The sequence below is a fragment of the Streptomyces sp. NPDC008121 genome (genome assembly GCF_042957155.1).
Classification (GTDB): domain Bacteria; phylum Actinomycetota; class Actinomycetes; order Streptomycetales; family Streptomycetaceae; genus Streptomyces.
Genome location: NZ_JBIBHT010000004.1, coordinates 299,556 through 325,757, shown reverse-complemented (window position 1 = coordinate 325,757; position 26,202 = coordinate 299,556). Strand labels below are relative to the sequence as shown.

Here is a 26,202-nt window from a genome sequence, read left to right as displayed (position 1 = left end):
TGCCGGCTCACACCGGCACGTGCACGGCCTCCACCCGGCTGGCGACCAGCCGCTCCCGTTCCCGCTTCGCGGTGCGCGCCTTCAGGCGCAGGATCTGCGCGAGGCCCAGCGCCTCGAGGACGAAGACGGAGGAGAAGGCGATCCGGTAGTTGTCGCCGGTGGCGTCGAGGAGGACGCCGACGGCGAGCAGGGTCGTCATCGACGCCACGAAACCACCCATGTTGACGATTCCCGAGGCGGTGCCCTGACGCTCCGGCGGGTTCGCCGGGCGGGCGAAGTCGAAGCCGATCATCGAGGCGGGTCCGCAGGCGCCGAGGACCGTGCAGAGGGTGATCAGCAGCCACATCGGCGCGTGGTCGCCGGGATAGGCGAGGGTCGTCCCCCAGAGCAGCGCGGTCGCCGCGACCGTGCCGAGGGCCAGCGGGGCGCGCGCCGCGTGGTGCCGGGCGATGATCTGGCCGTAGGCGAGCCCGACGGCCATGTTGGAGAGCACCACCAGGGTCAGCAGCTCGCCGGCGACCCCGCGGGAGAGCCCCTGGGCCTCGACCAGGAACGGCATGCCCCACAGCAGCAGGAACACCATGGCGGGGAACTGGGTGGTGAAGTGCACCCACATGCCGAGCCGGGTGCCGGGCTCGCGCCAGGACTCGGCGATCTGCCGGCGGACGAAAGCGGATCCGGCGTGCCGGACCGGGGCGGGCGCGTATCCCTCCGGGTGGTCCTTGAGGAAGAGCAGCAGCAGGACCAGCACCACGACGCCCGCGACGGAGCTGCCGACGAAGGTGGCCGTCCAGCCCATGCCGTGCAGCGCCCGCGCGATGACGATGGTCGAGACGAGGTTGCCGGCCATGCCGAACAGGGCGGCGACCTGGCCGATCAGCGGCCCGCGGCGGGCCGGGAACCAGCGGCTGCCGAGCCGCAGCACGCTGATGAAGGTCATCGCGTCGCCGCAGCCGAGCAGCGCGCGGGAGGCGAGCGCCATGCCGTACGAGGGGGAGAGCGCGAAGCCCAGCTGCCCGACCGTGAAGAGGACGACCCCGAGGGTCAGCACCTTCTTGGTGCCGAGCCGGTCGACCATCAGGCCGACGGGTATCTGCATTCCGGCGTAGACGAGGAGCTGGAGGATGGAGAAGGTGGAGAGGGCGGAGGCGTTGACGTCGAAGCGGTCGGCGGCGTCGAGGCCGGCGACGCCCAGGGACGTGCGGAAGATGACGGCGACGAAGTAGACGGCGACGCCGACGCCCCAGACGAGGGCGGCGCGGCGGCCGCCGGGCGGGTCGCCGGGGAGGGTGCCGGCGGGCCCGTGTCCGTCGCGGCTCACCGGGCGTCACCCCGGACCAGGACCTTGACCCAGCTCAGGTGCTCCCGGACGCAGGCGGCGGCGCCTTCGACGTCGCCCTCCCGTATCCGTTCCAGGATCTCGGCGTGCTCGGCGATGTTCTTGGCGACGCGGTCCGGGTGGGACTGCATCACGGCGACGCCCATCCGCAGCTGCCGGTCCCGCATCTGGTCGTAGAGGCGGGCGAGGATCTGGTTGCCGGCGTACTGCACGATCTCGGCGTGGAAGCAGCGGTCGGTGACGGCGACCTCGGCGAGGTCGCCGGACTCGGCGCGGCGCTTCTGCTCCTCCAGGAGCTCTTCGAGGCGGGTGATGAGCGTGGCGGAGGCGGGAACGGCCCGGCGCACGGCGAACTCCTCGACGAGCAGCCGGGTCTCGACCACGTCGGCGATCTCCTGCGCGGAGACGGCGAGGACGAGGGCGCCCTTCTTCGGATAGAGCTTGAGCAGCCCTTCCATCTCCAGCTTCAGCAGCGCCTCCCGCACGGGGGTCCGGGAGACCCCGACGGCCTGGGCGAGCTCGCCCTCGGTGAGCAGGGTCCCGCCCTCGTAACGGCGGTCGAGGACGGCCTGCTTGACGTGCGTGTAGACGCGGTCGGCTGCGGGCGGCGCGGAAGGCATGCGCACAGCATAGATACAACAGGGGTGCAACAGGCAGGTCCGTCCGCGATGCGGACGCATGGGCGGTGCGAGGCCGGGCACGCGAACGGGGTACCCGCAGAGAAGGAGATTTCCCGTGCTCATCGTCGGCATAGTGGCCGTGTGCGTCGTCCTCGCCGTACTGGCGTTCCTCCTGCCCCGGCTCTCCCACCACCCTCAGCGCGGCACCCAGCGCACCCTCGGCCTCGGCTCCCGCGCGGGCGGCAAGGCGCCCGGCGTCCTGGGCCGTCTGTTCAGCAAGCCCTTCAACAGCAGCCAGAAGGCGGTCGGCAAGAGCGGCTCCGCGGGCCGCAAGGCGCGGGGCAAGATGCCGTTCTGAGCCGCGGGGGCCCGATGCGGTTCCACCTCGCTCGCCCGCTCCGCCCGTCGGCCACTGGGTCGTTAGGCCCCTCTATGCTGCTGGGCGGGCGGGCGCGAAGCCGCCCGCCGGCGGGAGGGGCACGGGGGCATGGGCGACGGTCAACCGCCCGCACCGGACACGGGTGCGGGCGGAAGCGCGGACGGTACGACCACGAGCACGGGCGGCGCGATCGCGGGCACGAGCGTGAATGGCGGGCCCGCGAGCACGAACGGTGCGACCGCGGACACGAGCACAAGCGGTCCGAACACAAGCGGTGCAAGCACAAGCGGTGCAAGCACAAGCGATGAGCCCGCGAGCACGAACGGCGCGACCACGAACGGCCCGAGCCCTTCTCCCGACCCCGCACGCGTCTCCGCGGTCCGGCGCGCACTGCGCGCGGTGCGGACCCGGCACGCGCGGGCGAGTCTCACGGACCGGCTGGCCCTGTACGCCCTGGTGATCGGCGCGCTGACGTTCCTCGCGCCCCTCGCGCAGTCCTTGTACGGCAAGGTCTTCCCGGAGCAGACCCTCGTCCTGCTGACCGACGTGGAGAGGAACCCCTGCGAGGCGGGCTGGATCCTCACGCCGGGCAACGAGTTCATCAAGCCGAAGCTCTGGGCCTCCTCCGAGGGTCAGTTCGCCCGTTGGCAGAAGGAGGGCCGCATCGTCCACGCCGATGCCGTCGTGGCCGGGGTGACCGTCCGCGGCGCCATCGCCGAGGCGGTGGCGATCCGGGACATCTCCATCACCGTGACCGGTCGGGGGGCGCCCGTGCGCGGTGTGGCCACCCAGGGCGGTGGCTGCGGGGCCGAGGACGCTCCGGAGTATCTGGTGGTCGATCTCGACGGGCTCCCCCTGAACCAGCCGGTGCCGGTCTCCTACCTCCAGCGCAGCCCGCAGCAAAAGGCGGCGCGTGAGGCGGCGGCGCTTCTGGGTGACCCCGTCACGCTGCCACGTCAGGTCACCCGAGACAGCATTTACGCCTTCTTCCTGACCGGACGTACCGCTCGCCATGACACGAGCTGGGTCGCCACCATCACGTGGTGGGACGGCGAGAGGGAGCACACCCAGCGGATCGACGATGAGGGGCGCCCGCTGCGGGTGTCCGCGGTGGTCCGATGAGTGCGCCCGCGCGCGCGGGCATCCTGTCGTGGCTGCCGGCTCGGCGGGGCCGGTTCGTACGTGCGGGACTGTACGGGGTGCTGCTGGCCGCGGGTCTGAGCGCGCTGCCGGCGCAGATCGACTGGGCGGACCGGGCCGGGCGCATGGAGTGGGACGGAAACTGGGACGCGGGAGCCAGGTTCCGCTCGCTGACCGTCTCCCCGACGATGCTGCACGGAGGGCGGACAGGCTGGGAAGCCGTCCTGCATGAGGCGCTGTGGGCGCTCGTGTTCGCGGGCGCGCTGGTGTGGGGCGCCCGGTGGCTGACTGTGCGGGCCGCTCGGCCGCCCGCACGAGCGGTGTTGTTCTGCGCGGCCCTGACCGTGCTCGCCCCGTTCGCGAACATGGTGACGCTTTACGCTCTGGGTCTGCCGGATCTGCTGGCACAGCCGGCGCTGCGGCACGAGAGGCTGGTGGAACTGCTGTGGGACGCCCAGCGGGGATCGGCCCACGCCATGCTTCTGGGGGCGTCCGGCAGTGCGGCTGCCTATCTGGCCTGGAAGCCGGAGACGAACGGCCTGTCGGACATGGGTTCCGGTCATCCGGTGACGGTTCTGCTGCGGCTGCTGCGAGGGCCGCTCCCCACGGTTTGGCGGAGGATAGGGCTCAGCGCGGCGATGGCCTGCGGGGCTGTTGTGCTGCTCTTCCTGCTGTCGTCCGAGACCGCGCGGCGACTGCTCTCGGTGTCCACCGGCCTGCTGTGCCCTCCCGGCGCGGGAAGATCGTGCGCGGACGGCCTTGCCGGGTCGGCGCTCCCGAGGCTTCCGGACAACAGCCTTCCGAGGGTGTCGCCGGTCCTCTTCTCGTACATCCGGCTCTACGCCGTGCAGTGCTTCCTTCTCACGTTCGCCTCGTCCGTCTTCTTCCTGCGCTCGTTCGAGAGCGTCCGCAACGGTCCGGCGGCGACTCTGTTGACCGGTTGGATCGCCTACGTGGTGGGGGCCTTCGCCTACGCCGCCACGGCGGAGGTCGGGCTGCGGGCGGGCGAGGGGCTGCCCGTGACGCTTGGCGACGTCCACGAGCTGCTCCTGCCACCGGGGTCCTTGCCCCATACCCTGCTCGCCGCTCCCTTGGTAGGGGGTGCGCTGGCGCTGTGCTCGACGGTGGCCGGTCGGATCAGGAGGCGCCGCGTCGCGCCGGTGTGAGGAGAAGAGCGCCCCTTACCGCTCAGCCACCACGCCGGCAGGAGGACATTCCGACGGAGGCGGAAGAGCCGAGGACGCGGGAACGCCCGGCCGGTGCCAGTGGCACCGGTCGGGCGTTTCACGTGAAACAGCGGAACTCAGACGTACGGGCGTATCACGCCCAGGTGATCAGCCGCTTCGGCTGCTCCAGGATCGCGGCGACGTCCGCGAGGAACTTGGAGCCCAGCTCGCCGTCGACCAGGCGGTGGTCGAAGGAGAGCGCCAGCGTGGTGACCTGACGCGGCTTCACCTTGCCCTTGTGGACCCAGGGCTGAAGCTTGATCGCTCCGACCGCGAGGATCGCGGACTCGCCCGGGTTCAGGATGGGCGTGCCGGTGTCGACGCCGAAGACGCCGACGTTGGTGATGGTGAAGGTGCCGCCCTGCATCGCCCCGGGAGTCGTCTTCCCGTCGCGGGCGGTGGCGACCAGCTCGCTCAGGGAGCGGGACAGCTCCGGCAGGGTCTGGGCGTGCGCGTCCTTGATGTTCGGCACGATCAGACCGCGCGGGGTGGCCGCGGCGATGCCCAGGTTGACGTAGTGCTTGAGCACGATCTCCTGGTTCGCCTCGTCCCAGGCCGCGTTGATCTCCGGGTTGCGCTTGGCGGCGACCAGGACGGCCTTGGCGATGAGGAGGAGCGGGTTGACCCGCAGGCCCGCCATGTCCTTGTCGGACTTGAGCTCCTCGACCAGCTTCATCGTGCGCGTGATGTCGAAGGTCACGAACTCGGTGACGTGCGGCGCGGTGAAGGCCGAGCCGACCATCGCGGCCGCCGTGGCCTTGCGCACCCCCTTGATGGGGATACGGGTCTCCCGCCCGTCCGTCGACACGGCCGGCGCGGACGCGGCCGGGGCGGCGGAGGCGGCGGGTGCCGGGGTGGCCGCGGGCGCGGCCACCGGTGCCGGGGCCTCGGCGGGTGCAGGGGCGGCCGCCGCGTGGACGTCCTCGCGGGTGATGATCCCGTCCGGCCCGGTGGGCGTGACGGTCGCCAGGTCCACCCCGAGGTCCTTGGCCAGCTTGCGCACCGGCGGCTTGGCCAGCGGGCGGCCGGCCACCGGGCCGTGCCCGTTGAGCTGTTCCGGCACGGAGACGGGTGCGGCGGAGACCGGCGCGGCCGTCGTCTGAACGGCGGCCTGGGCCGCGGACGCCGGGGCGGCCTTGCGGGCCCGGCGCTTGGTGGAGGTCGCGGCGACGCCATAGCCGACGAGGACCGGCTGGCGCCCCTCCGGCTCGGCGGCCTCCTCCACGGCGGCCGGGACCGCCGCGGCAGGCGTCTCGACCGGCGCCTGGGCCGGCGCTTCGGCCTCCGGGGCCGCGCCGCCGACGTTCACCGAGATGATCACCTCGCCGACGTCGACCGTCGTCCCCTCGGGGAAGCGCAGCTCGTGCACCACGCCGTCGAAGGGGGACGGCAGTTCGACCGCCGCCTTCGCCGTCTCGACCTCGCAGACGACCTGCCCGTCGGTGACCGTGTCACCCGGCTGGACGTACCACTTGAGGATCTCGGCCTCGGTGAGGCCCTCGCCCACGTCGGGCATCTTGAATTCGCGGATCGTCACGGTGCTCTCCTCAGTACGCCAGCGAGCGGTCGACGGCGTCGAGCACGCGGTCCAGGCCCGGCAGGTACTCCTCCTCCAGGCGCGCCGCCGGATACGGCGCGTGGTAGCCGCCGACCCGCAGGACGGGGGCTTCCAGGTGGTAGAAGCAGCGCTCGGTGATCCGGGCGGCGATCTCCGCGCCGGATCCGAAGAAGACCGGCGCCTCGTGGACGACGACCAGGCGGCGGGTCTTCTCGACCGAGGCCTGGACGGTGTCGAAGTCGATCGGGGAGATCGAGCGCAGGTCCACGACCTCGATCGACCTTCCCTCTTCGGAGGCGGCCGCGGCCGCCTCCAGACAGGTCTTCACCATCGGGCCGTAGGCGACGAGGGTGAGGTCCGTGCCCTCGCGGGCGACCCGGGCCTTGTGCAGCTCGCCGGGGATGGCGTCGGTGTCGACCTCGCCCTTGTCCCAGTAGCGGCGCTTGGGCTCGAAGAAGATGACCGGGTCGTCGCTCTGGATCGCCTGCTGGAGCATCCAGTAGGCGTCGGAGGGCGTCGCGGGGGTGACGACCTTGAGGCCCGCGACGTGCGCGAAGAGCGACTCGGGGGACTCGGAGTGGTGCTCGACGGCACCGATGCCACCGCCGTACGGGATGCGGATGACGACCGGTACCTTCACCGCGCCGAGCGAACGGGCCCGCATCTTCGCGAGCTGCGTGACGATCTGGTCGTACGCCGGGAAGACGAAGCCGTCGAACTGGATCTCCACGACCGGCCGGTAGCCGCGCAGGGCGAGGCCGATCGCGGTGCCCACGATGCCGGACTCGGCGAGCGGGGTGTCGACGACCCGGTCCTCGCCGAAGTCCTTCTGCAGGCCGTCGGTGACCCGGAAGACACCGCCGAGCTTGCCGACGTCCAGGCCCATGACGACGACCTTGGGGTCGTTCTCCAGGGCCGTGCGCAGGGACTCGTTGAGCGCCTTCGCGAGGGGAAGCTTCTGAACAGCCATGATTACTCGGCCTCTCCGTTCGCGAAGGACGCCTGGTAGGCGGCGAACTGCGCGCGCTCCTCGTCGACGAGCGCGTGCCCGTCCGCGTAGACGTTGTCGAACATCGCCATGTGCTCGGGGACGGGCATGGCGCGGACGACCTCGCGGACGCGCTTGCCGAGCGTCTCGCTCTCCTTCTCCAGCTCCTCGAAGAAGGCCGCGTCGGCGTGGCCCTCGTTCTCCAGGTAGGCCTTGAGGCGCAGGATCGGGTCCTTGGCCTCCCACGCCTCGCGCTCCGTGTCGCGGCGGTAGCGGGTCGGGTCGTCGGAGGTGGTGTGGGCGGCCATGCGGTAGGTGAACGCCTCGATCAGCGTCGGACCCTCGCCGCGGCGGGCGCGCTCCAGGGCCGAGCGGGTGACGGCGAGGCAGGCCAGGACGTCGTTGCCGTCGACGCGGACGCCGGGGAAGCCGAAGCCGCGGGCGCGCTGGTACAGCGGGACGCGGGTCTGCTTCTCGATGGGCTCGGAGATGGCCCACTGGTTGTTCTGGCAGAAGAACACGACCGGGGCGTTGTAGACCGCGGAGAACACGAACGACTCGTTGACGTCGCCCTGGCTGGAGGCGCCGTCACCGAAGTACGCGATCACGGCGGAGTCCGCGCCGTCCTTGGCGATGCCCATGGCGTAGCCGGTGGCGTGCAGGGTCTGCGAGCCGAGGACGATCGTGTACAGGTGGAAATTGTTGGTGTTGGGATCCCAGCCGCCGTGGTTCACACCGCGGAACATGCCCAGCAGATTGGTCGGGTCGACACCGCGGCACCAGGCGACACCGTGCTCACGGTAGGTCGGGAAGACGTAGTCGTCGTCGCGCAGCGCCCGGCCGGAGCCGATCTGCGCGGCCTCCTGGCCGAGCAGCGACGCCCACAGGCCCAGCTCGCCCTGGCGCTGCAGGGCCGTGGCCTCGGCGTCGAAACGACGGGTGAGGACCATGTCGCGGTAGAGGCCGCGCAGCTCGTCGGCGCTGAGGTCGATGTCGTAGTCGGGGTGCTGGACGCGTTCCCCTTCGGGCGTCAGCAGCTGAACGAGCTCGGGCTCGGCGCCCTGCCCCTTCTTGACGCTCGCGCTGGCAGTGCGCTTGGTGCCGCTGCTGCGTCGCGTCGTCTTGCGCGCGGCAGTGCTGTCCACGGTCACGTGCGTGCTCCTCCGTCGGTCCGGCCACCGGGTTCGCCGGGTGGGCCTGGGGTCCCCCCTACCGGAGGTAAGGGGAGGCTCCGCCTTTTCCGACCCGCGCACGGGGTGGGTGCGACGCAGCCGGGGACAGGCGTGACAGGTGCCCCGGCGAGCGCCCTGTCATAGGCACGTTACCCAGTGCGCCGCATTCCTGCGAAACCCCGTTTGACCTGCGATTTTGCTTGGATTTCCAAGTAAATCGAGAATGACGGGAACAGAGCTGGTCAGCGCGGTGCAACGGCCGTGCGGCCGCCGGAACACGGGCACGGTATCCCGGCACCCCCGGGCACGGGAAGAGCCAATATGTGAGACTGGCCCCGTGCGCGAAGATGGAAAAATCCGGGTATTTCTGTTGGACGACCACGAAGTCGTCCGGCGCGGCGTCCACGAGCTGCTCTCCGTGGAGGACGACATCGAGGTGGTCGGAGAGGCCGGTACGGCCGCGGACGCGCTGGTCAGGATCCCCGCGACCCGTCCCGACGTGGCCGTGCTCGACGTGCGACTGCCGGACGGCAGCGGCGTCGAGGTGTGCCGCGAGGTCCGCTCGGGAGACGACGCCATCAAGTGCCTGATGCTCACCTCGTACGCCGACGACGAAGCGCTCTTCGACGCGATCATGGCCGGGGCCTCGGGGTATGTCCTCAAGGCCATCCGGGGGAACGAGCTCCTTTCGGCGGTACGGGACGTGGCGGCCGGCAAGTCCCTCCTCGACCCGGTGGCGACCGCGCGCGTCCTGGAGCGGCTGCGCGACGGGAACAACCCGAAGGGTGACGACCGGCTCGCCCATCTGACGGAACAGGAACGCCGGATCCTGGACCTGATCGGGGAGGGCCTGACCAACCGGGCCATCGGCGAGCGGCTGCACCTCGCCGAGAAGACCATCAAGAACTACGTCTCCAGCCTGCTGTCCAAGCTGGGCATGGAACGCCGCTCCCAGGCCGCCGCGTACGTGGCCCGGATGCAGGCCGAACGCCACTGACCGACCGGGCCCGACCCGCGAGGGCCCGCCCGCCAGGGCCCGCCCGCCAGGGCCCGACCCGCGAGGGCCCCGCTCCGTGCGTGACCGGACGAGATCCGGTGCGCACGCCCGGCGCACGCCCCGAGCCGCTCCGCGCCCCCGGTTCGGGACTTACGTCCCGGGCCCGGCGGGGCCGTGGCCCCTTTCCGCACCCCGCCCGGTGACGGAGAGTGGAGGCCATGTCCACCGAGGAGATCCGCGCCATCGAGCTGCTGCACCGCGTGTCGTACGGGCGGGTGGCGACGAGCATGCGGGCCATGCCCTTCGTCGCCCCGGCCCGGCACATCGTGGCCGACGGCCGGGTGCTGCTCCGGATGCACCGCGGGCTCGGCTACCACCGGGCCTGCAACGGCAGCGTCGTCGCCTACGGCGCGGACAACCTCACCGGCGCGGACGACCTCACCTCCGGCTCCGACCGCCTCTGGTCCGTGCAGTTCACCGGCACCGCCCGGATCTTCGAGCCCACCGACGACCAGGCGGCCGCCTTCGGCCCCGCCCCCCGCTCCGTGGACGGAACGCCCTTCGAAGCGGTCTACATGAGCCTCGAGCCCCACTTCGTCACCGTGCACACCCTCGACCACGCACCCCGGTCCGCCGCCCCCGCGCGCCCCGAGCACTCCGAGCGCCCCGGCGGCCGCCCTCGCGCGCCCCGCCCCGAGCCCACCGGCCTCCACGACGGCCCGCGACGGATCCACCACGTAGCGTGATCTACCATCTGGTGAGTGCCGCGCTCATCTGAAACGCTCGCTCCGCCTCTCGGCGCCCTGATGCGCCGCTACCGCCACGCCGGCGAGCCGCTCTCCTGCGTACCCGTCACCCAGGGCCTCCTCAACCGCGGCTACCGCCTCGCCACCACGCGGGGCGCCTACTTCCTCAAGCAGCACCTGGACGCCCCGACCGCCGACCGGGACACCATCAGCCGCCAGCACCGGGCCACCGAACGCCTGCACGCCCTCGGCCTGCCCGTCGCCCCGCCGCTCGCCGACTCCGCGGGCCGCACCGTCGCCGTGATCGGCGGCCGCTGCTACGCCCTCCACCCCTGGGTCGACGGCCGCCACCGCGACGGCGCCCAGCTCTGCGCCGCCGGATCCCGACGCCTGGGCACCCTCCTCGGCCACGTCCACACCTGCCTGGAGCAGGTGATGGGGTCACCGCCGCCCGGCGGACAGCCCGCGGCGGGAGCGGCGTACGCGAGCGCCCGCCCCGAGGACACCGGCCGGATCATCGACGACCTGCTCCGCCTCGCCCGCGCCCGGCGCCCCCGCGACGGCTTCGACGAACTCGCCGAACACCGCCTCCTGGAACGACGGTTACTGCTCGCCGAACACGCCCACCGCCGCCCCCCGCCCGCCGCCGCGGCCGGCTGGGTGCACGGCGACTTCCACCCCCTGAACCTGCTCTACCGGGGCGCGGAGCCGGCCGCGATCGTCGACTGGGACCGCCTCGGCGTCCAGCCGAGGGCCGAGGAGGCGGTCAGGGCCGCCGCCATCTTCTTCGTACGGCCGGCGGGCGAACTGGCCCTGCGGAAGGTACGGGCGTACGCGCGGGCCTACCGGCGCGCGGCGGGCGCGGACGGGGCCGAACTGGCGGCCGCCGTGCACCGCGTGTGGTGGGAGCGGCTGAACGACTTCTGGATACTGCGCTGGCGCTATCAGCTCCACGACCGAAGGGCCGACCCGCAGTTCCCCGCGGCGTCGGCCCTGGTGGTGTGGTGGACCCGCGAATACGAGGCGGTACGCGACGCGTTCACGGAATGAGGCCCGGCGGGGACGGATCCGCCGCCGGCGCCGTGACGGCCGGTCAGGGGGTGGTGCCGCCGCCGGTGGGCTCACCGCTGGTGCCGACCGAGCTGCCCGTCGAGGTCCCCTGGTTGGTGGTGCCCGACGTCGTCCCCTGGTTGGTGGTGCCCGACGTCGTGCCCTGGTTGGTGGTGCCCGAGGTCGTGCCCTCGGTCGTGTTGCCCTCCGTGGTGCCCTCCGTGGTGCCCTCGGTGGTGTTGCCCTCGGTCGTGCCCCCGTCGTCCGTGCCGCCGTCCGTCGACGGGGTCGACGGATCGCCCGACGGCGTGCTCGGCGTCGTCGGCCGGTACGACGGCCGGTACGACGGCGTCCAGGTGTTCTGGTTGCCGCCCGTGGAGGTGTCCGGCTCCTGCGTCTCCGGAGTCGTCTCCTCCGACGGGGTCGGCGACTCGGATGTCGTGGAGGGCGAGGTGCTGACCGACGGCTTGTTCGTCGTACCGCCGCCGTTCCCGCCCGCCTTGTCCACGGCGTAGGCGACACCGGCGACGATCGCGATCAGCGCCAGCGCGACGAACAGCAGCATCTTGCCGCGGCCGCCCGAACGGCCGTTGCCGTACGCCCCGCCGCGGCCGGTGTCGTACCCGCCGACTCCGCCGTCGTCGGGGTTCATCGGCGGCAGGATCGGACCCTGCGAGGTCTCGTGGTGCATCGGGTGCCCGAGCGCGGTCGTCGCGGTGACCCCGCCGACCGGCGTGTGGCCGCCCTCGTGCACCTCCACCGGGCCGGTGTTCCAGGTGCCCGTGTGGCCGCCCTGCTGCTGGAGCATCTGCAGGCCGTACTGGATCAGGCCACGCATCTCCTCGGCGCTCTGGAACCGGTCGTCCGGATCCTTCGCCAGCGAGCGCATGACGAGACCGTCCAGCTCCGGCGGCGACGCCTGCGCCACGTCGGACGGCGGGACCGGCATGTCCTGGACGTGCTGGTACACCACCGACAGGGGCGTCTCACCCGTGAAGGGCGGGCGCAGCGCCAGCAGTTCGTAGAGCAGACAGCCCGTGGCGTACAGGTCGGAACGGTGGTCGACGGCCTTGCCGAGGGCCTGCTCGGGGGAGAGGTACTGCGGCGTGCCCATGACCATGCCGGTCTGCGTCATCGTCGACTGCGCGCCGTGCAGGGCGCGCGCGATGCCGAAGTCCATGACCTTGACCGCGCCGCCGTGCGTGATGATGACGTTCGCGGGCTTGATGTCCCGGTGCACGATGCCGTGCTGGTGGGAGTAGGCGAGCGCCTCCAGGACGCCCGAGACGATGATGAGGGCCTGCTCGGGGCCCGGGGCCTCGGCGCTGATCAGCAGATCGCGGATGGTGCGGCCCTCGACCAGCTCCATCACGATGTAGGGGACGGACTGGGCGCCGACGACGTCCTCGCCGGAGTCGTAGACCGCCACGATGGCGTGGTGGTTGAGGCCGGCGACCGACTGCGCCTCACGGGTGAACCGGGCCTTGGAGACCGGGTCCTCCGCGAGGTCGGCGCGCAGCAGCTTCACGGCCACGGTCCGGCCCAGGCGCACGTCCTCGGCGGCGAACACCTCGGCCATGCCACCGCGCCCGAGACGGTGGGTCAGGCGGTAGCGCCCGTCACCGACCACGCCGCCGATTCCCCAGGACTCCGCCCCGGCATCCGGCACACCGCCGCCACCTGCTTCGGATTCGGGTGCCATCAGTCCTCGCCGTCATATGTCTGCCGTGCCTTGCCGTCACGTCTATCCCGTCACGCTACAGGCTTCGTCCGACAGCACGGTCCGAGATGGACCGGCCATCCAACCCCTTCCGCGTACACCTGTGCAAATTCCAGGCGGTTCCTGTAACGCTTCCGAGACGCTTCTTGTGCTGAGGGTCACGGAACGGGCACCCGGCTTGACGTGTCGTTGCCCTGGGGCAGACTTGGCCAGGAAAATCCGGTGGAGCGCCGCCACGCGCGCGTAGGGGGAAGCACGAATGAGCCACGACGGCGCACAGGGCCGCTATGCGGGCGGTTCGGTCGCGAACGGCCGCTATCAGCTGCGCGACCTGCTCGGCGAGGGTGGCATGGCGTCGGTCTACCTGGCCTACGACAGCGCGCTCGACCGACAGGTCGCCATCAAGACCCTGCACACGGAGCTCGGCCGGGAACAGTCGTTCCGCGAGCGCTTCCGGCGTGAGGCACAGGCCGTCGCGAAGCTGTCGCACACCAACATCGTCTCCGTCTTCGACACCGGCGAGGACACCCTCGACGGCGCCGTCATGCCGTACATCGTCATGGAGTACGTCGAGGGCCAGCCGCTCGGCTCCGCCCTCGCCTCCGACGTGCGGCAGTACGGCGCGATGCCGGCCGACAAGGCGCTGAAGGTGACCGCCGACGTGCTGGCCGCGCTGGAGACCAGCCACGAAATGGGCCTGGTCCACCGTGACATCAAGCCCGGCAACGTGATGATGACCAAGCGCGGTGTCGTCAAGGTCATGGACTTCGGCATCGCCCGCGCCATGCAGTCCGGCGTCACCTCCATGACCCAGACCGGCATGGTCGTCGGCACCCCGCAGTACCTCTCCCCCGAACAGGCCCTCGGCCGCGCCGTGGACGCGCGCTCCGACCTGTACTCGGTCGGCATCATGCTCTTCCAGCTGCTCACCGGCCGTCTTCCCTTCGACGCCGACTCGCCGCTCGCCATCGCGTACGCGCACGTCCAGGAGGAGCCGGTCGCCCCCTCCTCCATCAACCGTTCGGTGACGCCGGCGATGGACGCGCTCGTCGCCCGCGCGCTGAAGAAGAACCCGAACGAGCGCTTCCCCAGCGCCGCCGCCATGCAGGACGAATGCCTGCGGGTGCTGTCGGCCGGCCAGACCGGCGCACCGGCGATCGTCGCGGGCGGACCGGTCAGCAGCGGCGCGGGCGTCGGCTCGGCCGTCTTCCCGCCCGTCGGCCAGACCCCGCCGCCGTCCACGCACGGGGTGCAGCACCCCTACCAGGCCCCGACCCCGCAGCCCGGACCGTACGGCGCTCCCACACCGGCCCCCTCGTACGGCTACCCCCAGCAGGCCCCGGCGTACCAGACGCCCGCCCCCGGCCCGTACACCATGTCGCCGCAGCACTCGACGGCCGCTTCGCCGTCCCCGATGGGCGGCTCCGGCGGCTCGGGCGGGTCCGGGGGCTCCGGCCGGAACATGCCGTTGCTCGTCGGCGCCATCGTCGTGGCGCTGATCGCGATCGGCGGGGTCATCACGGCGGTCTCCCTCAACAAGGACGACCCGAACACCGACGCGAAGAACGACCCCACCCAGTCGGTGGCGCCCGGACACAAGGGCCCGGACCTGACGAAGACGATCGACCCGAAGAAGTGCACGGATCCGGCCGAGTCGAGCGACGACCCGGCGAAGTTCGAGATCCCGAACCTCACCTACAAGAACATCCAGTCCGTGAAGGCGTGCATCCAGGCCGCCGGCTGGAAGATCACCAAGCAGGTGCCCGTCGACGAGGCCACCTACGGCGAGGGCACCGTCCTCGAGCAGTACCCGCCGGCGGGCGTGGACGAGACGAAGGAAGGCGCCGACTTCACCCTGTCGGTCTCGACCGGCAACCCGCCGCAGTAAGCGCGGAGCGACCCGGTTCGGGGCAGCCGACCCCGGCCGGGGCGCGAAGGCCGCCACGAGGCGCCGCGCCGGACCGGGTGCGCGAGAGCCGGCCTGGTCTCGTGCGGGGCCGCCCGGGCCGGGCAGGCGACCCGGAGGGGCCGCTCCCTCGCCCGCCGTTCCCCCGCCCGCCGCACCCGCCCGTCATCCGGTGACATCACCCGGGATGCCGGATGTGTCCCGTCATGTGACGCTGAGTTGAATCCTCGGCGGCTCGGTACGGGAGGGGGTCACACGGTGACTCCAGTACTCCGCGGGGCACGGAGACGGGCTCTCGGCCCGGTCTTCGTGTGCTCGCTGATGGTGGGTGGCGTGCCTCTCTCCTCCGCGGCCCAGACCGCGACCGCCTGGGCGGCGGGCGGGTCGATGAGCCGACCGGCGGGCGGGGCCGAGGGACCGCCGGCGAGCCGGGCGCCAGGTTGGGTCGCGGGTTCGACAGCGAGCCCAGCGGCGGGTGAGGTCGTGAGCCGGGCGCCGGGCGGGACCATGGGTTCGACGGCGAGCCGGGCAGCAGGCGAGGTCGTGAGCCGGGCGCCGGGCGGGAGCATGGGTCCGACAGCGAGCCCAGCGGCGGGTGAGGCGGCGACTTCCTCCGCGGGGCGGCAGGCGTCCCCCGGTGCGAGGGCGGTGCCCCTGACCCCCTCCACCGTCTCGAAGCCCTCTCGGGCCACCCCCGCACCCCCCTCCTCGTCCTCCCGCCCCTCCACCCCCTCCGCTCCGACCGCCTCCTCGGCCGCCGGCCCGGGACAGGGGCACGGCGGCAAGGGACCGGGTGCCCCCGGAAGAGGCCCCGGCAAGGGGCACACCAGACCCGCCGGCACGGCCGCCCCCTCCCGCCCCGCCGCGGGAGCCGCCACCTCGCCCGGCGCTTCCGGAGCCCCCGCCCCGCCCGCCGCGACGCCCGGACCCTCCGAACCCCAGGCCCCCAGCCGGTCCGCCTCGCTCGCCGGCCGCCCGGCCGGACAAGGGCGCGAACGGCCCGGCCGCCCCGCCGCCTCCCCCGTACCGGTGCCGCTGACCCCCGGCGAGTCCGCCGACCCCTCCCGTACCAAAACCGCAACAGCCGACGGGGTCCCGCCGCTCACGGAGGACGAGGCGCAGGACCGCGAAGGGGTACCTCCGACGGACGGGGCGCCCCCGTCCGGCGCCGAGGAGAGCCTGCCCGCGGCGGCCCGGCGGCTGGGCGCGGAGACCACCTCCACCACCGTTGACCGGCAGATTCCCGTCCTCACCATGGGCGCCGGCCTCGCCCTGATGGGGCTCGGGATCGGCTTCCTCGGCATCCGGATGCGGCGCCGCTGACCCTCCGGGTCCCCCTTGAGACGGACGCCGTGAATCCGCCCGAGGTCGCTTGTCGGCGAGGGCATACTCGGTATACATACTGAGTATGTCGATCCGCCACGGGCTTCTCGCCCTCCTCGAACAGGGCCCTCGGTACGGCTCACAGCTCCGCACGGAGTTCGAGTCCCGCACCGGCTCCACTTGGCCGCTCAACGTGGGCCAGGTGTACACGACCCTCAACCGTCTCGAACGCGACGGCATGGTCACCCAGGACGGCGAGGACGAGGCCGGCCACGCGCTCTACCGGATCACCGACGGCGGACGAGCCGAACTCAGGACCTGGTTCGAGAAGCCCGTCGACCGGACCAGCCCGGCCCGTGACGAGCTGGCCATCAAGCTCGCGATGGCCGTCGGGGCGCCCGGGGTCGACATCCGCGCCGTCATCCAGTCCCAGCGCCACCACACCGTGAAGGCGATGCAGGACTACACCCGGCTCAAGGCCCAGGCCCTGCACGCGCTCGAGAGCGGGGAGAGCCGGGAGCGGGACGACGTGGCCTGGCTGCTCGTCCTGGAACAGCTGATCTTCCAGACGGAGGCCGAGGCCCGCTGGCTCGACCATTGCGAGGCCCGGCTGATCCGCCTCTCCGCGACGGCCGTCGCCGCCCGGGAGCCCGAGCCGCGACCCGCCTCGGGCGCACCCGTCGAGGACGTGCGCCCGACACCGCTGCGCTGACCCGCCACCACCCGCGGCCCCGATCCCGCACAGGTCCGGGTCCGGTGCCCCACCGCACCCACTCACCTCGGACCGTCTCTCCATTCGTTCTCACCTCGGACCGCCTCTCCATCCGCTCCGTACGCGCCCGTCCGTCACCGGGCGTCCACCCGCGTACGACCAAGGGGGACCCCTTCATGACCACCCAGAAGTCACACCAGCCACAGCAGCCACGGCAGTCACAACAGCCCGTGCTTCAGCTGCGGAACCTCACCCGCGTCCACGGATCGGGCGCCACGGAGGTGCACGCCCTGCGCGGCATCGACCTCGCCGTCTACCCCGGTGAACTGGTCGCCGTCATGGGCCCGTCCGGCTCCGGCAAGTCCACGCTGCTCACCATCGCGGGCGGCCTCGACGCCCCCACCTCCGGCCAGGTGATCGTCGAGGACACCGACATCACCACCGCCGACCGCAAGGCCCTCGCCGCCCTGCGCCGGCGCAGCATCGGTTACGTCTTCCAGGACTACAACCTCATCCCGGCCCTGACCGCCGCCGAGAACGTGGCCCTGCCCCGCGAACTGGACGGCGTCGCCGCCCGCAAGGCCCGTACCGAGGCCGTCGCCGCCCTGGAGGAGATGGAGCTCGGCCATCTCGCCGACCGCTTCCCCGACGAGATGTCCGGCGGTCAGCAGCAGCGTGTCGCGATAGCCCGCGCCCTCGTCGGCGACCGTCGTCTCGTCCTCGCCGACGAGCCCACCGGAGCCCTGGACTCCGAGACCGGCGAGTCCGTCCTCGCCCTGCTCCGCTCCCGGTGCGACGCCGGGGCCGCGGGCGTCCTGGTCACCCACGAGCCGCGGTTCGCCGCCTGGGCCGACCGGGTCGTCTTCCTGCGCGACGGCGCCGTCGTCGACCAGACCGTGCGCAGCGACGCCGACTCCCTCCTCTCCGGCCAGGCGGCCGAGCGGTGAACACCTGGCTCCATTCCTGGCGCGCCGCCATCCGCATCGCCCGCCGCGACGCCTGGCGCTTCAAAGGCCGCAGCTTCCTCGTCCTCGCGATGATCGCCCTGCCCATCCTGGGCGTGAGCGCCGCCGATCTGACCCTGCGCAGCTCCGAACTCTCCACCGAGGAGCAGTTGGAGCGCGGCATCGGCGCGGCCGACGCCCGTTTCGCCGACACGCAGTACGGCGGCGTCCCGATCTTCCAGTCCCCGGACGGGGAGATGCACAACCCGGCCAAGGACTACGGCGACGCGGTCTGGCCGAGCGGCTCGACCGACGTCACCAAGACGATCCCGGCCGGCTCCACCGTCCTGACCGACACCTCCGGCAGCGCCAAGCTCACGACGGTGCACGGACTACTCCAGACCGAGGTCCGTGAGCTGAAGGCCGCCGACCCGATCGCCCGGGGCATCATGAGCCTCCAGGAAGGCCGCTTCCCGGAGAAGCCGGACGAGGTCGCCGCCACCACGCAGTTCCTGGAAGCCAGCGGTCTGACCCTCGGCTCCACCCTCTCGGCCCGCGGCTACGACCGCCCGTACCGGATCGTCGGTTCTTACGAACTGCCCGACGCCCTGAAGGCCAACGAGGTCAACGCCCTTCCGGGCGCCTTCCTCGCCCCGTACGCCAAGGCCGTCGAGAGCGCCGGTCTGTCGAAGCCGCAGTCCTCCACCACGTACCTGGTGAAGCACTCCGGTGGTTTCACGTGGAACACCGTGCAGCAGATCAACACCAAGGGTGTGGCGGTCGTCTCGCGCCTGGTCCTGCTGGACCCGCCGGCCGACTCCGAGGTTCCGCTCTTCCAGAAGGGCGGCTGGGGCGACTACCAGGTCAGTGGCAGCGCCCAGGCCGCCGAGCTCGCCGCCCTCGGCACCGTCGTCGGGCTGGCGATGCTGGAGATCTGTCTGCTGGCCGGTCCCGCGTTCGCCGTCGGCGCGCGCCGCTCGCGCCGCCAGCTGGGCCTCGTCGGAGCCAACGGCGGCGACCGGAGCCACATCCGCGCCATCGTGCTGGCCGGCGGCCTGGTCATCGGCGTCGCCGCGGCCGTCGTGGGCACGATCCTCGCCCTGATCCTGACCTTCTCCCTGCAGCCTCTCCTCGAGCAGTACATGGGGAAGCGGTTCGGCGCCTTCGACATCCGCCCGCTGGAGCTCCTCGGCATCGCCCTGCTGGCCGTCCTGACCGGCCTGCTCGCCGCGATCGTGCCGGCCGTCACCGCCTCCCGGCAGACCGTCCTCGCCTCGCTCACCGGCCGCCGCGGTGTCCGCCGCAGCAGCCGTGTGCTGCCCCTGGTCGGTCTCGGCGCCGTGCTCCTCGGCGGGGCCATCGCGCTGTACGGCTCGGTGGTCACGGACCAGTTCGCCATCGTCGCGGGCGGCAGCGCCATCGCCGAGCTGGGCGTGGTCGCCCTGACCCCCGCCCTGGTGGGTCTCTTCGGGCGGACCGGCCGCTGGCTGCCGCTGTCGCCGCGGCTCGCCCTGCGGGACGCCGTGCGCAACCGGGGCCGTACGGCGCCCGCAGTCGCCGCCGTGCTCGCCGCCGTCGCCGGCACCGTCGCCGTCTCCACGTACGCGGCGAGCGACGAGGCCGAGGCCCGCGCCGAGTACCAGGCCCGGCTCCCGTACGGCGCCGTCTCCGCGCTCGTCACCGAGGAGGGCGGCCGGGACGTCCCGGCGGTCCGTGACGCCGTCCAGCGGCTGTTCCCCGTCGACACCCGCGCCGACGTCGCACGCGTCCACGTCGGCAAGCCGACCTGTGAGCCCTACGGCGGCGAGCCGGGGTGCGGCCGCTTCGACATCGTCATCCCGAAGGCCAACGAGTGCCCGCTGTGGGGGCCGAGCGTCGACGGCAAGGACCCGGCGGACAAGTTCACCCGGGCCGAGCGCGAGAAGCTGGCCAAGGACTGGCGCTGCCTGGAGGGCGGCAACGGCGGGATCGTCGGCGCCGAAGGCGGCCTGGTCGTCGGCGACGCCAAGCTCCTGAAGGTGCTCGGCATCAAGGACGCGGCCGCCGAGAAGGCGCTCGCCGACGGCAAGATCGTCACCTTCTCCCGGGCGCAGGTCGAGCGGGACAGCACGATCTCGGTCAAGACGGTCACCGACACGGAGGCGGCCGACCGGGCCGAGCAGGAGGGCAAGCCGCTCCCCGGTGTGGTCAAGACCCTCCCCGCCCACCTGGTGACCGGGGACCACAAGGCGTACGGCCTGCAGGGGCTCATCACCCCGGCCGCGGCCAAGGCGGCGGGGTTCTCCACCGTGCCGCTCGGCTCGTTCTTCTCCACCGACCAGCTGCCCGGCACCGAGGCCCGGCAGAAGCTGGACGGCGAACTCGCCAAGATCGGCAGCGATGTCGACCTCCGCGTGGAGGAGGGCTTCGTCGGCGACACCAGCATCGTGCTCCTGTCGCTGACCGTCTTCGCGGGCCTGGTCACCATCGGCGCGGCCGGTATCGCCACCGGTCTCGCGCAGGCCGACGCCGAGGCCGACCTCAAGACCCTCGCCGCGGTCGGCGCACCGCCCCGCGTCCGCCGTACCCTCAGCGGCTTCCAGTGCGGTGTGGTCGCGGCGATGGGGGTGATCCTCGGCTCGGCGGCCGGCGTCCTGCCGGCGATCGGCCTGCGGCTGACCGAGCAGCGCCAGCAGCAGCGGTTCTTCGAGCAGGCCCTCGCGGAGGGCTGGGGCGGCTCGCTCACGCCTCCCCAGGTCACGATCGTCGTGCCCTGGGCGACGCTGCTCGCCCTGCTGGTCCTGGTACCCCTCGGCGCCGCGGTCCTGGCGGCTCTGGTGACCCGCTCCCGCGGCGCCCTGGCCCGCCGGGCCGCGACATGACCGGCGGGGGCCTGACCGGTCCGGCGTGAGCCGATCGGTCGCGGCCGGTCCCGAGCGGTCCCGTTCGTAGCTGTTCGTCGCCGTTCGTTGCCGTGCTGTGCCCCTGTACGAGGGTGGATCACCGTCGTACAGGGGCACACCGTGTGGTGAGGCATGTGTGCGAGACAATGGCGGCATGGAGATGCCGAGGAATGAACGGTCGCAGGAGAGCCCCCAGGTCCTCATCGTGGGACAGGACGGGATGGCGCTCGGCGGCACTCAGGGTGACGACGAATCCCGCGAGGTCCCGGTGACGGAAATGGTCGAACAGCCTGCGAAGGTCATGCGGATCGGCAGCATGATCAAGCAGCTCCTGGAGGAAGTACGGGCGGCACCTCTCGACGAGGCCAGCCGCGTCAGGCTCAAGGACATCCACGCCAGCTCGGTCAAGGAGCTGGAGGACGGGCTGGCGCCCGAGCTGGTCGAGGAACTGGAGCGCCTGTCCCTGCCGTTCACGGACGAGGCCATCCCCTCCGAGGCGGAGCTGCGCATCGCGCAGGCCCAGCTCGTGGGGTGGCTAGAGGGACTTTTCCACGGTATCCAGACGGCGCTGTTCGCCCAGCAGATGGCGGCCCGCGCCCAGTTGGAGCAGATGCGCCGGGCGCTGCCGCCGGGCGCCTCGCACGACGATGACGACGACCAGGGCCCCGGCCACGCGATCCGCTCGGGCCCGTACCTGTAGGTCTGGAGGCCCGTAGGCCTGCGGGGCGGGCAAGCACAAGGGAGAGGGGCCCGGCGCACGATGCGTGCGCCGGGCCCCTCTCGCTGTCCTATGGGCCGTCAGGGCCGGTCGGCGACCAGCAGGATCTTGCCGACGTGCGTCCCGGAGTCCAGCGCACGGTGGGCCTCGGCGGCGTCCCGCAAGGGCAGCGTGCGGTCCACGACCGGACGGACCGTGCCGGCTCCGATCAGCGGCCAGACGTGCTCCCGGACCGCGGCGACGATGGCCGCCTTCTCCTGCAGCGGGCGGGCCCTCAGCGTCGTCGCCGTGATCGCGCCGCGCTTGGCGAGCAGCGCCCCGAGGTTCAGCTCGGCCTTCACGCCGCCCTGCATGCCGATGACGGCGAGACGCCCGTTGACCGCGAGCGCCTTCACATTGCGGTCCAGGTACTTCGCCCCGACGATGTCGAGGATGACGTCCGCCCCGGCCCCGTCGGTCGCCTTGCGCAGCTCCTCGACGAAGTCCTGTTCGCGGTAGTCGATCAAAATGTCCGCGCCCAGTTCGGCACAGCGCGCCAGCTTCTCCGGCCCACCCGCGGTCACCGCGACCCGCGCGCCCACCGCCTTGGCCAGCTGGATCGCCATCGTGCCGATGCCGCTGGCGCCGCCGTGCACCAGCAGCGTCTCGCCCGGCCGCAGGTGGGCGATCATGAAGACGTTCGACCAGACCGTGCTGGTGACCTCAGGCAGTGCCGCGGCCGTGACCAGGTCCACCCCGTCCGGAACCGGCAGCAGCTGGCCGGCGGGGACGGCGACCTTCTCCGCGTAACCGCCGCCGACGAGCAGGGCGCACACCTCGTCGCCGACCGACCAGCCGGACACCCCGGGGCCGAGGGCGGCGATCCGTCCGGAACACTCCAGACCGGGGTACGGCGAGGTGCCGGGCGGCGGATCGTAGAAGCCCTGCCGCTGGAGCAGGTCCGCGCGGTTGACGGCGCCGGCCACCACCTCGACGAGGACTTCGCCCTCGGCGGGCACGGGATCGGGCACCTCGGCCCAGACCAGGGCCTCGGGACCGCCGGGTTCCGGAATCGTGATCGCATGCATGGCGGCGAGGCTACTCCGGCGGACTCGTCAGCGGAGTGACGGACGCCGCCCGCACGATCGTGATCACACGGTCCGTCAACTGCAGCGGACTGGCGGCCGGATCGTCGTAGCTGAGCAGCCGGTGCCCGCGCAGCACGCTGACGACCAGGTCGCCGGTCTCGCGCACGTTCTTGCCGACCTCGGCCTTTATCACCGGCCGTTCGATCAGATCGAGGCCCGAACCCTGCTGGATCAGGTCCTCCATCACCGCGCCCGCGCTGGGACTCAGCACGGAGAGGCCCAGCAGGCGTCCCGCCGCACTGGCGCTGGTGATCACGGCGTCCGCGCCCGACTGGCGCAGCAGCGGCGCGTTCTCCTCCTCCCGTACCGCGGCGACGATCTTCGCGCCCCGGTTGAGCTGCCGGGCCGTGAGGGTGACCAGGACCGCGGTGTCGTCGCGCTGGGTGGCGATGACGATCTGACGGGCCTTCTGGACCTCGGCGCGCACCAGCACATCGCTGCGGGTCGCGTCGCCGACCACGCCGACGAACCCGTCGGCGTTCGCCGTCTCGATCACCTTGCCGGACGGATCGACGATGACGATCTGGTCCTTGCGCAGCCCGGTGGCGCAGAGCGTCTGGATGGCCGATCGTCCCTTCGTTCCAAAGCCAACGACGACGGTGTGGTCACGCAAGGTGGACCTCCAGCGGTTCAGCCGCCACTCCTCCCGGGTCCGTTCGGTGAGGACCTCGAGAGTGGTGCCGACCAGGATGATCAGGAAAAGCACGCGCAGCGGCGTGATCAGCAGGATGTTGACCAGCCGCGCCGAGTCGCTGTACGGGACGATGTCGCCGTAGCCGGTGGTCGAGAGGGTCACGGTCGCGTAGTAGACGGCGTCGAGGAAGTCGACGGAGTCGTCGGCGTTGTCGTGGTAACCCGCCCGGTCGATGTAGACGATCAGGACCGTCACGATCAGCACCGACAGCGCCATCAGCAGCCGCTTGCCCACCTGCCGCAGCGGACGCTCGACGACCTGCCGGGGCATCCGGATACGGGACGGCGCCATCTTCTCGTCGACATGGCGCGCCATGATGTCCCGACTGGGAAGTTTCACGTGAAACACGCTCCTTGGGACGCTCCCGCGACGGGCGTCTCCGGCCAGGGAAGGTCGAGGATCTCCAGGACGTCGCCGGGCTTCGCGCCCCCGGGCGGGACGACGGCCATGCCGTCCGCGACCGCGATGCCACGGAGCATCGCCGGGCCGTTGTAGTGCAGGGGCACGGCCTGCTCCCCGCGGTGGACGACCGGGACGAGCCGGGTGTCGTGCGGGTGGCCGTGCACCTCCTCGCGTACCGGCGCGCGGTACGGGCCGGGCGCCGGGGCGCCTCCCAGCGCGCGCAGCAGCGGTTCGACGAGGGTGAGGAGCCCGGAGACGGCGGCGAGCGGGTTCCCGGGCAGTCCGACGAGGTACCGGACGGGACGGGCGGCCCCATCGGGCCGGCGGGCGGTGCCGGGCCGGTCGGAGCGGGCCGGGTCGTCCTGCCGGCTCGGGAGGGTCATGCCGGGGCTGGTGGGTTTGTCGGCGAGGGGCTCGTCGGCGGCGGGCTCGTCGAGTCCGGCGAGGAGCATGGGATGGCCGGGGCGGACCTTCACGCCGTCCACGAGGAGCGCGGCGCCCGCCTTGGCGAGGACGGGGTGGACGTGGTCGACGGGGCCCGCGGCCGTGCCCCCGGTGGTGATCACCAGATCGGCCTCGGAGCCGGCGACGGCGGCGTACAGCGCGTCGGCGTCGTCACCGATCCGGCGGGTGGCGAGGACCTCGGCGCCGAGCGCGCTCAGCCAGGGGCCGACCATCGGGCCGAGGGCGTCACGGATCAGGCCGTCCTGGGGGAGTCCGGCGGTGAGCAGCTCGTCCCCGAGGACCAGGATCTCCACCCGGGGCCGGGGCACGGTGCGCAGCTCGTCGTATCCGGCGGCGGCGGCGAGACCGAGCACGGCGGGGGTGACCGGCGTGCCGGCGGGCAGCAAGCGGTCGCCCGAGCGGCACTCCTGGCCGCGCGGGCGGATGTCCTGGCCCTGGACCACCCGGTGCCGGGCGTGCAGATGGCCGCCGGAGTCGGTGCGGGAGTGTTCGCTGCGGACGATCGCCGTCGTCTCGGCCGGGATCCGGGCGCCGGTGGCGATCCGTACCGCCGTACCGTCGGCCAGCGCGGCGGCGGGGGCGTCTCCGGCGAGGACCGACTCCGCCTCGCGGACCTCCCAGGGGCCGGGCCCGGCGACCGCCCAGCCGTCCATGGCGGAGGTGTCGAAGGGCGGCAGGTCGGTGAGTGCACGCAGCGGCTCGGCGAGGACGTGGCCGAGCGCCTGTCCAAGCGGCACGGCGCGGGGCGGGCGCCCTGCCCCGACGGCCGTTCCGGCCCGGGCGGCGACGGCCCGTGCCTCGGGCCAGCCGGTCGCGCGGTGCGGTGACTCGGGGCGCGGCTCGGCGGGCCGGGGCCGCGCGACGAGGGCGAGCGCCTCGTCGACGCCGTCGCTGTCCGGGGCGGGGGCCGCGGCCTCGTGCGGGGTCATCCGGCGGTGCCCTGCTCCGCTTCCGCGGCCCACCGGGCGGCGAGCGCCGCGGCCTTGCGGGAGGCCTCGGCGACCGCCTCGGGTGCGCCCTCGCCACGGGCGGCGGCCTGAGCCGCCGCGTAGCCGACCAGGAAGGTGGTCAGCGGCGCGGCGGGGCGGGCGACCCCGTGGGCGGCGTCACGGGCCAGGTCGAGCAGGACGCCGGTGTCGACGTCGATCTCGATGCCCAACTCGTCCTTGACTGCGGTGATCCATTCGTCCAGCACGTTCCCATGCTCCCTGATACGGGCCCGGGCCGTGGCGATGTCCTCCCAGGTGTCGCAGTCGAAGGAGGCCAGGGGCTCCGCGGTGACCCGGGTGATGCGAAGCCTTCCCGTGAGCAGACGCAAGGGGAGGCCGGTGAGGCTGCCGCGTTCGGCGGCGATGAGAGACAACTCACGCCGGAGCGGGCCGGTGCGGTACGCGGCGACCAGCGGCTGGTCCCGCCCCTCACCGTCGACGAGCAACGCGGCGTCGAAGGGCGGGACGTCGGTGGGGGACGGCGCGCCGGGGGTGCCCGGGTTCCCGGGGCCGGGGTGGCCGGGGCCGGAGCTCGCGGGCCTGGTCGGGTGGTCGGGGGTGCCCGGGTGGTCGGGGCTGCCCGGGTCGTCGGGGCTGCCCGGCTCGTCGGGGCTGCCCGGCTCGTCGGGGGTGCCCGGGTCGTCGGGGGTGCCCGGGTCGTCGGGCAGGGCGTCCAGGAGGCGGAGGCCGGTCTTCTCGTCGAGGAAGGGGAGGTCGGCGGAGAGGACGAGCACCCTCTCCGCGGTCACCCGGCGCAGCCCGGCCTCGAGCGCGGCCAGCGGCCCCCCGCCGGGCGGTTCCTCCCGCGCCCACTCCACGTCGCGCACGGTCTCCCGCCGGTCACCGACGACGATCGTGCGCGCGGCGCCCCGGCACCCCGCAAGCACCCGGTCAAGCAGCGCCCGTCCGCCGACCCTCACCTGCGGCTTGTCCACACCACCCAGCCGCCTGGCGGCCCCTCCGGCCGGCACGATGGCGTCATACGCGGTCGTCATCCCAGCAGTATGGTCCGCGGCCGCCGGGATGCGCCCGAAAGATCGGCTCCATCTCACGGACGGAGACATCACCCGGGCGCCCGAGGGCCCGTACGCGCACCCCCCGAGAC

21 protein-coding genes and 1 pseudogene are annotated in these 26,202 nt (G+C 72.7%); 12 read left to right on the top strand and 10 right to left on the bottom strand.

Going from position 1 to position 26,202, the window contains the following annotated elements:
* Window positions 1-7: 7 nt before the first annotated feature.
* Window positions 8-1,321 carry an MFS transporter gene (locus ACFZBD_RS15815; RefSeq protein WP_391140069.1) on the bottom strand — a complete coding sequence of 438 codons (1,314 nt, stop codon included), beginning with the start codon at window positions 1,319-1,321 and terminating at the stop codon, window positions 8-10.
* Window positions 1,318-1,959, bottom strand: coding sequence for an FCD domain-containing protein (locus ACFZBD_RS15810; protein ID WP_391140068.1), 642 nt, complete (start codon window positions 1,957-1,959; stop codon window positions 1,318-1,320). Before ACFZBD_RS15810 ends, ACFZBD_RS15815 begins: the two co-directional genes overlap by 4 nt.
* A gap of 115 nt (window positions 1,960-2,074) precedes the next feature.
* Here ACFZBD_RS15810 and ACFZBD_RS15805 point away from each other — a divergent pair, with 115 nt between their 5' ends.
* The 3 genes from ACFZBD_RS15805 to ACFZBD_RS15795 all read left to right on the top strand — a co-directional run bounded on the left by ACFZBD_RS15805 (window position 2,075) and on the right by ACFZBD_RS15795 (window position 4,644).
* Window positions 2,075-2,317 (top strand): DUF6411 family protein, encoded by a 243-nt coding sequence (locus ACFZBD_RS15805; RefSeq protein ID WP_391140067.1) that lies wholly within the window; start codon window positions 2,075-2,077, stop codon window positions 2,315-2,317.
* A gap of 420 nt (window positions 2,318-2,737) precedes the next feature.
* On the top strand, window positions 2,738-3,460 hold the full coding sequence (locus tag ACFZBD_RS15800; protein ID WP_391140066.1) for a hypothetical protein: 723 nt from the start codon (window positions 2,738-2,740) through the stop codon (window positions 3,458-3,460).
* Window positions 3,457-4,644: a hypothetical protein gene (locus ACFZBD_RS15795; protein WP_391140065.1), complete on the top strand. Its 1,188-nt coding sequence runs from the start codon at window positions 3,457-3,459 to the stop codon at window positions 4,642-4,644. Before ACFZBD_RS15800 ends, ACFZBD_RS15795 begins: the two co-directional genes overlap by 4 nt.
* Before the next feature lie 154 nt (window positions 4,645-4,798).
* On the opposite strand, the gene ACFZBD_RS15790 is transcribed toward ACFZBD_RS15795, so the two are convergent.
* The 3 genes from ACFZBD_RS15790 to pdhA are packed head-to-tail and all read right to left on the bottom strand — an operon-like array spanning window position 4,799 to window position 8,401.
* Window positions 4,799-6,220, bottom strand: coding sequence for a 2-oxo acid dehydrogenase subunit E2 (locus ACFZBD_RS15790; RefSeq protein ID WP_391140455.1), 1,422 nt, complete (start codon window positions 6,218-6,220; stop codon window positions 4,799-4,801).
* A gap of 31 nt (window positions 6,221-6,251) precedes the next feature.
* Window positions 6,252-7,232: a transketolase C-terminal domain-containing protein gene (locus ACFZBD_RS15785; protein WP_391140064.1), complete on the bottom strand. Its 981-nt coding sequence runs from the start codon at window positions 7,230-7,232 to the stop codon at window positions 6,252-6,254.
* Window positions 7,233-7,234: 2 nt separating this feature from the next.
* Window positions 7,235-8,401: a pyruvate dehydrogenase (acetyl-transferring) E1 component subunit alpha gene (gene pdhA / locus ACFZBD_RS15780; protein WP_391140063.1), complete on the bottom strand. Its 1,167-nt coding sequence runs from the start codon at window positions 8,399-8,401 to the stop codon at window positions 7,235-7,237.
* Window positions 8,402-8,759: 358 nt separating this feature from the next.
* Here pdhA and ACFZBD_RS15775 point away from each other — a divergent pair, with 358 nt between their 5' ends.
* The 3 genes and pseudogenes from ACFZBD_RS15775 (at window position 8,760) to ACFZBD_RS15765 (ending at window position 11,215) form a co-directional block, all read left to right on the top strand.
* On the top strand, window positions 8,760-9,419 hold the full coding sequence (locus ACFZBD_RS15775; protein WP_391140062.1) for a response regulator: 660 nt from the start codon (window positions 8,760-8,762) through the stop codon (window positions 9,417-9,419).
* A gap of 218 nt (window positions 9,420-9,637) precedes the next feature.
* Window positions 9,638-10,036, top strand: a pseudogene (locus ACFZBD_RS15770) (pyridoxamine 5'-phosphate oxidase family protein); the annotation flags it as partial.
* Between the two features lie 144 nt (window positions 10,037-10,180).
* Entirely contained in the window at window positions 10,181-11,215 is a 1,035-nt protein-coding gene (locus ACFZBD_RS15765) for a phosphotransferase (protein ID WP_391140061.1), read from the top strand.
* A 43-nt stretch (window positions 11,216-11,258) separates the two neighbouring features.
* Here the strand turns inward: ACFZBD_RS15765 and ACFZBD_RS15760 are convergent, their stop codons facing one another.
* Window positions 11,259-12,917 carry a protein kinase gene (locus ACFZBD_RS15760; protein ID WP_391140060.1) on the bottom strand — a complete coding sequence of 553 codons (1,659 nt, stop codon included), beginning with the start codon at window positions 12,915-12,917 and terminating at the stop codon, window positions 11,259-11,261.
* Between the two features lie 277 nt (window positions 12,918-13,194).
* Here ACFZBD_RS15760 and ACFZBD_RS15755 point away from each other — a divergent pair, with 277 nt between their 5' ends.
* The 6 genes from ACFZBD_RS15755 (at window position 13,195) to ACFZBD_RS15730 (ending at window position 21,402) form a co-directional block, all read left to right on the top strand.
* On the top strand, window positions 13,195-14,823 hold the full coding sequence (locus ACFZBD_RS15755) for a protein kinase (RefSeq protein ID WP_391140059.1): 1,629 nt from the start codon (window positions 13,195-13,197) through the stop codon (window positions 14,821-14,823).
* Between the two features lie 666 nt (window positions 14,824-15,489).
* Window positions 15,490-16,164, top strand: coding sequence for a hypothetical protein (locus ACFZBD_RS15750; protein ID WP_391140058.1), 675 nt, complete (start codon window positions 15,490-15,492; stop codon window positions 16,162-16,164).
* An 85-nt stretch (window positions 16,165-16,249) separates the two neighbouring features.
* Window positions 16,250-16,876: a helix-turn-helix transcriptional regulator gene (locus tag ACFZBD_RS15745; RefSeq protein WP_391140057.1), complete on the top strand. Its 627-nt coding sequence runs from the start codon at window positions 16,250-16,252 to the stop codon at window positions 16,874-16,876.
* A gap of 176 nt (window positions 16,877-17,052) precedes the next feature.
* The gene (locus tag ACFZBD_RS15740) at window positions 17,053-17,823 is read left to right on the top strand and encodes an ATP-binding cassette domain-containing protein (protein ID WP_391140056.1); all 771 of its coding nucleotides are present in this window, start codon (window positions 17,053-17,055) and stop codon (window positions 17,821-17,823) included.
* The gene (locus ACFZBD_RS15735) at window positions 17,820-20,681 is read left to right on the top strand and encodes an FtsX-like permease family protein (RefSeq protein ID WP_391140055.1); all 2,862 of its coding nucleotides are present in this window, start codon (window positions 17,820-17,822) and stop codon (window positions 20,679-20,681) included. Before ACFZBD_RS15740 ends, ACFZBD_RS15735 begins: the two co-directional genes overlap by 4 nt.
* Before the next feature lie 175 nt (window positions 20,682-20,856).
* Window positions 20,857-21,402, top strand: coding sequence for a proteasome activator (locus tag ACFZBD_RS15730; protein ID WP_391140054.1), 546 nt, complete (start codon window positions 20,857-20,859; stop codon window positions 21,400-21,402).
* 98 nt (window positions 21,403-21,500) lie between these two features.
* Here the strand turns inward: ACFZBD_RS15730 and ACFZBD_RS15725 are convergent, their stop codons facing one another.
* From ACFZBD_RS15725 to ACFZBD_RS15710, 4 genes are read right to left on the bottom strand one after another with little or no spacing between them, the layout of a single operon-like run.
* On the bottom strand, window positions 21,501-22,487 hold the full coding sequence (locus tag ACFZBD_RS15725) for a zinc-binding dehydrogenase (protein WP_391140053.1): 987 nt from the start codon (window positions 22,485-22,487) through the stop codon (window positions 21,501-21,503).
* A 10-nt stretch (window positions 22,488-22,497) separates the two neighbouring features.
* Window positions 22,498-23,580, bottom strand: a complete 1,083-nt coding sequence (locus ACFZBD_RS15720; RefSeq protein WP_391140052.1) for an NAD-binding protein — start codon at window positions 23,578-23,580, stop codon at window positions 22,498-22,500.
* Complete coding sequence (locus ACFZBD_RS15715; protein WP_391140051.1) at window positions 23,577-25,037, bottom strand: molybdopterin-binding protein; 1,461 nt, start codon at window positions 25,035-25,037, stop codon at window positions 23,577-23,579. Before ACFZBD_RS15715 ends, ACFZBD_RS15720 begins: the two co-directional genes overlap by 4 nt.
* Window positions 25,034-26,092 (bottom strand): DUF6457 domain-containing protein, encoded by a 1,059-nt coding sequence (locus tag ACFZBD_RS15710; protein ID WP_391140050.1) that lies wholly within the window; start codon window positions 26,090-26,092, stop codon window positions 25,034-25,036. The genes ACFZBD_RS15715 and ACFZBD_RS15710 overlap by 4 nt, the downstream gene beginning before the upstream one ends.
* Window positions 26,093-26,202 lie beyond the last annotated feature (110 nt).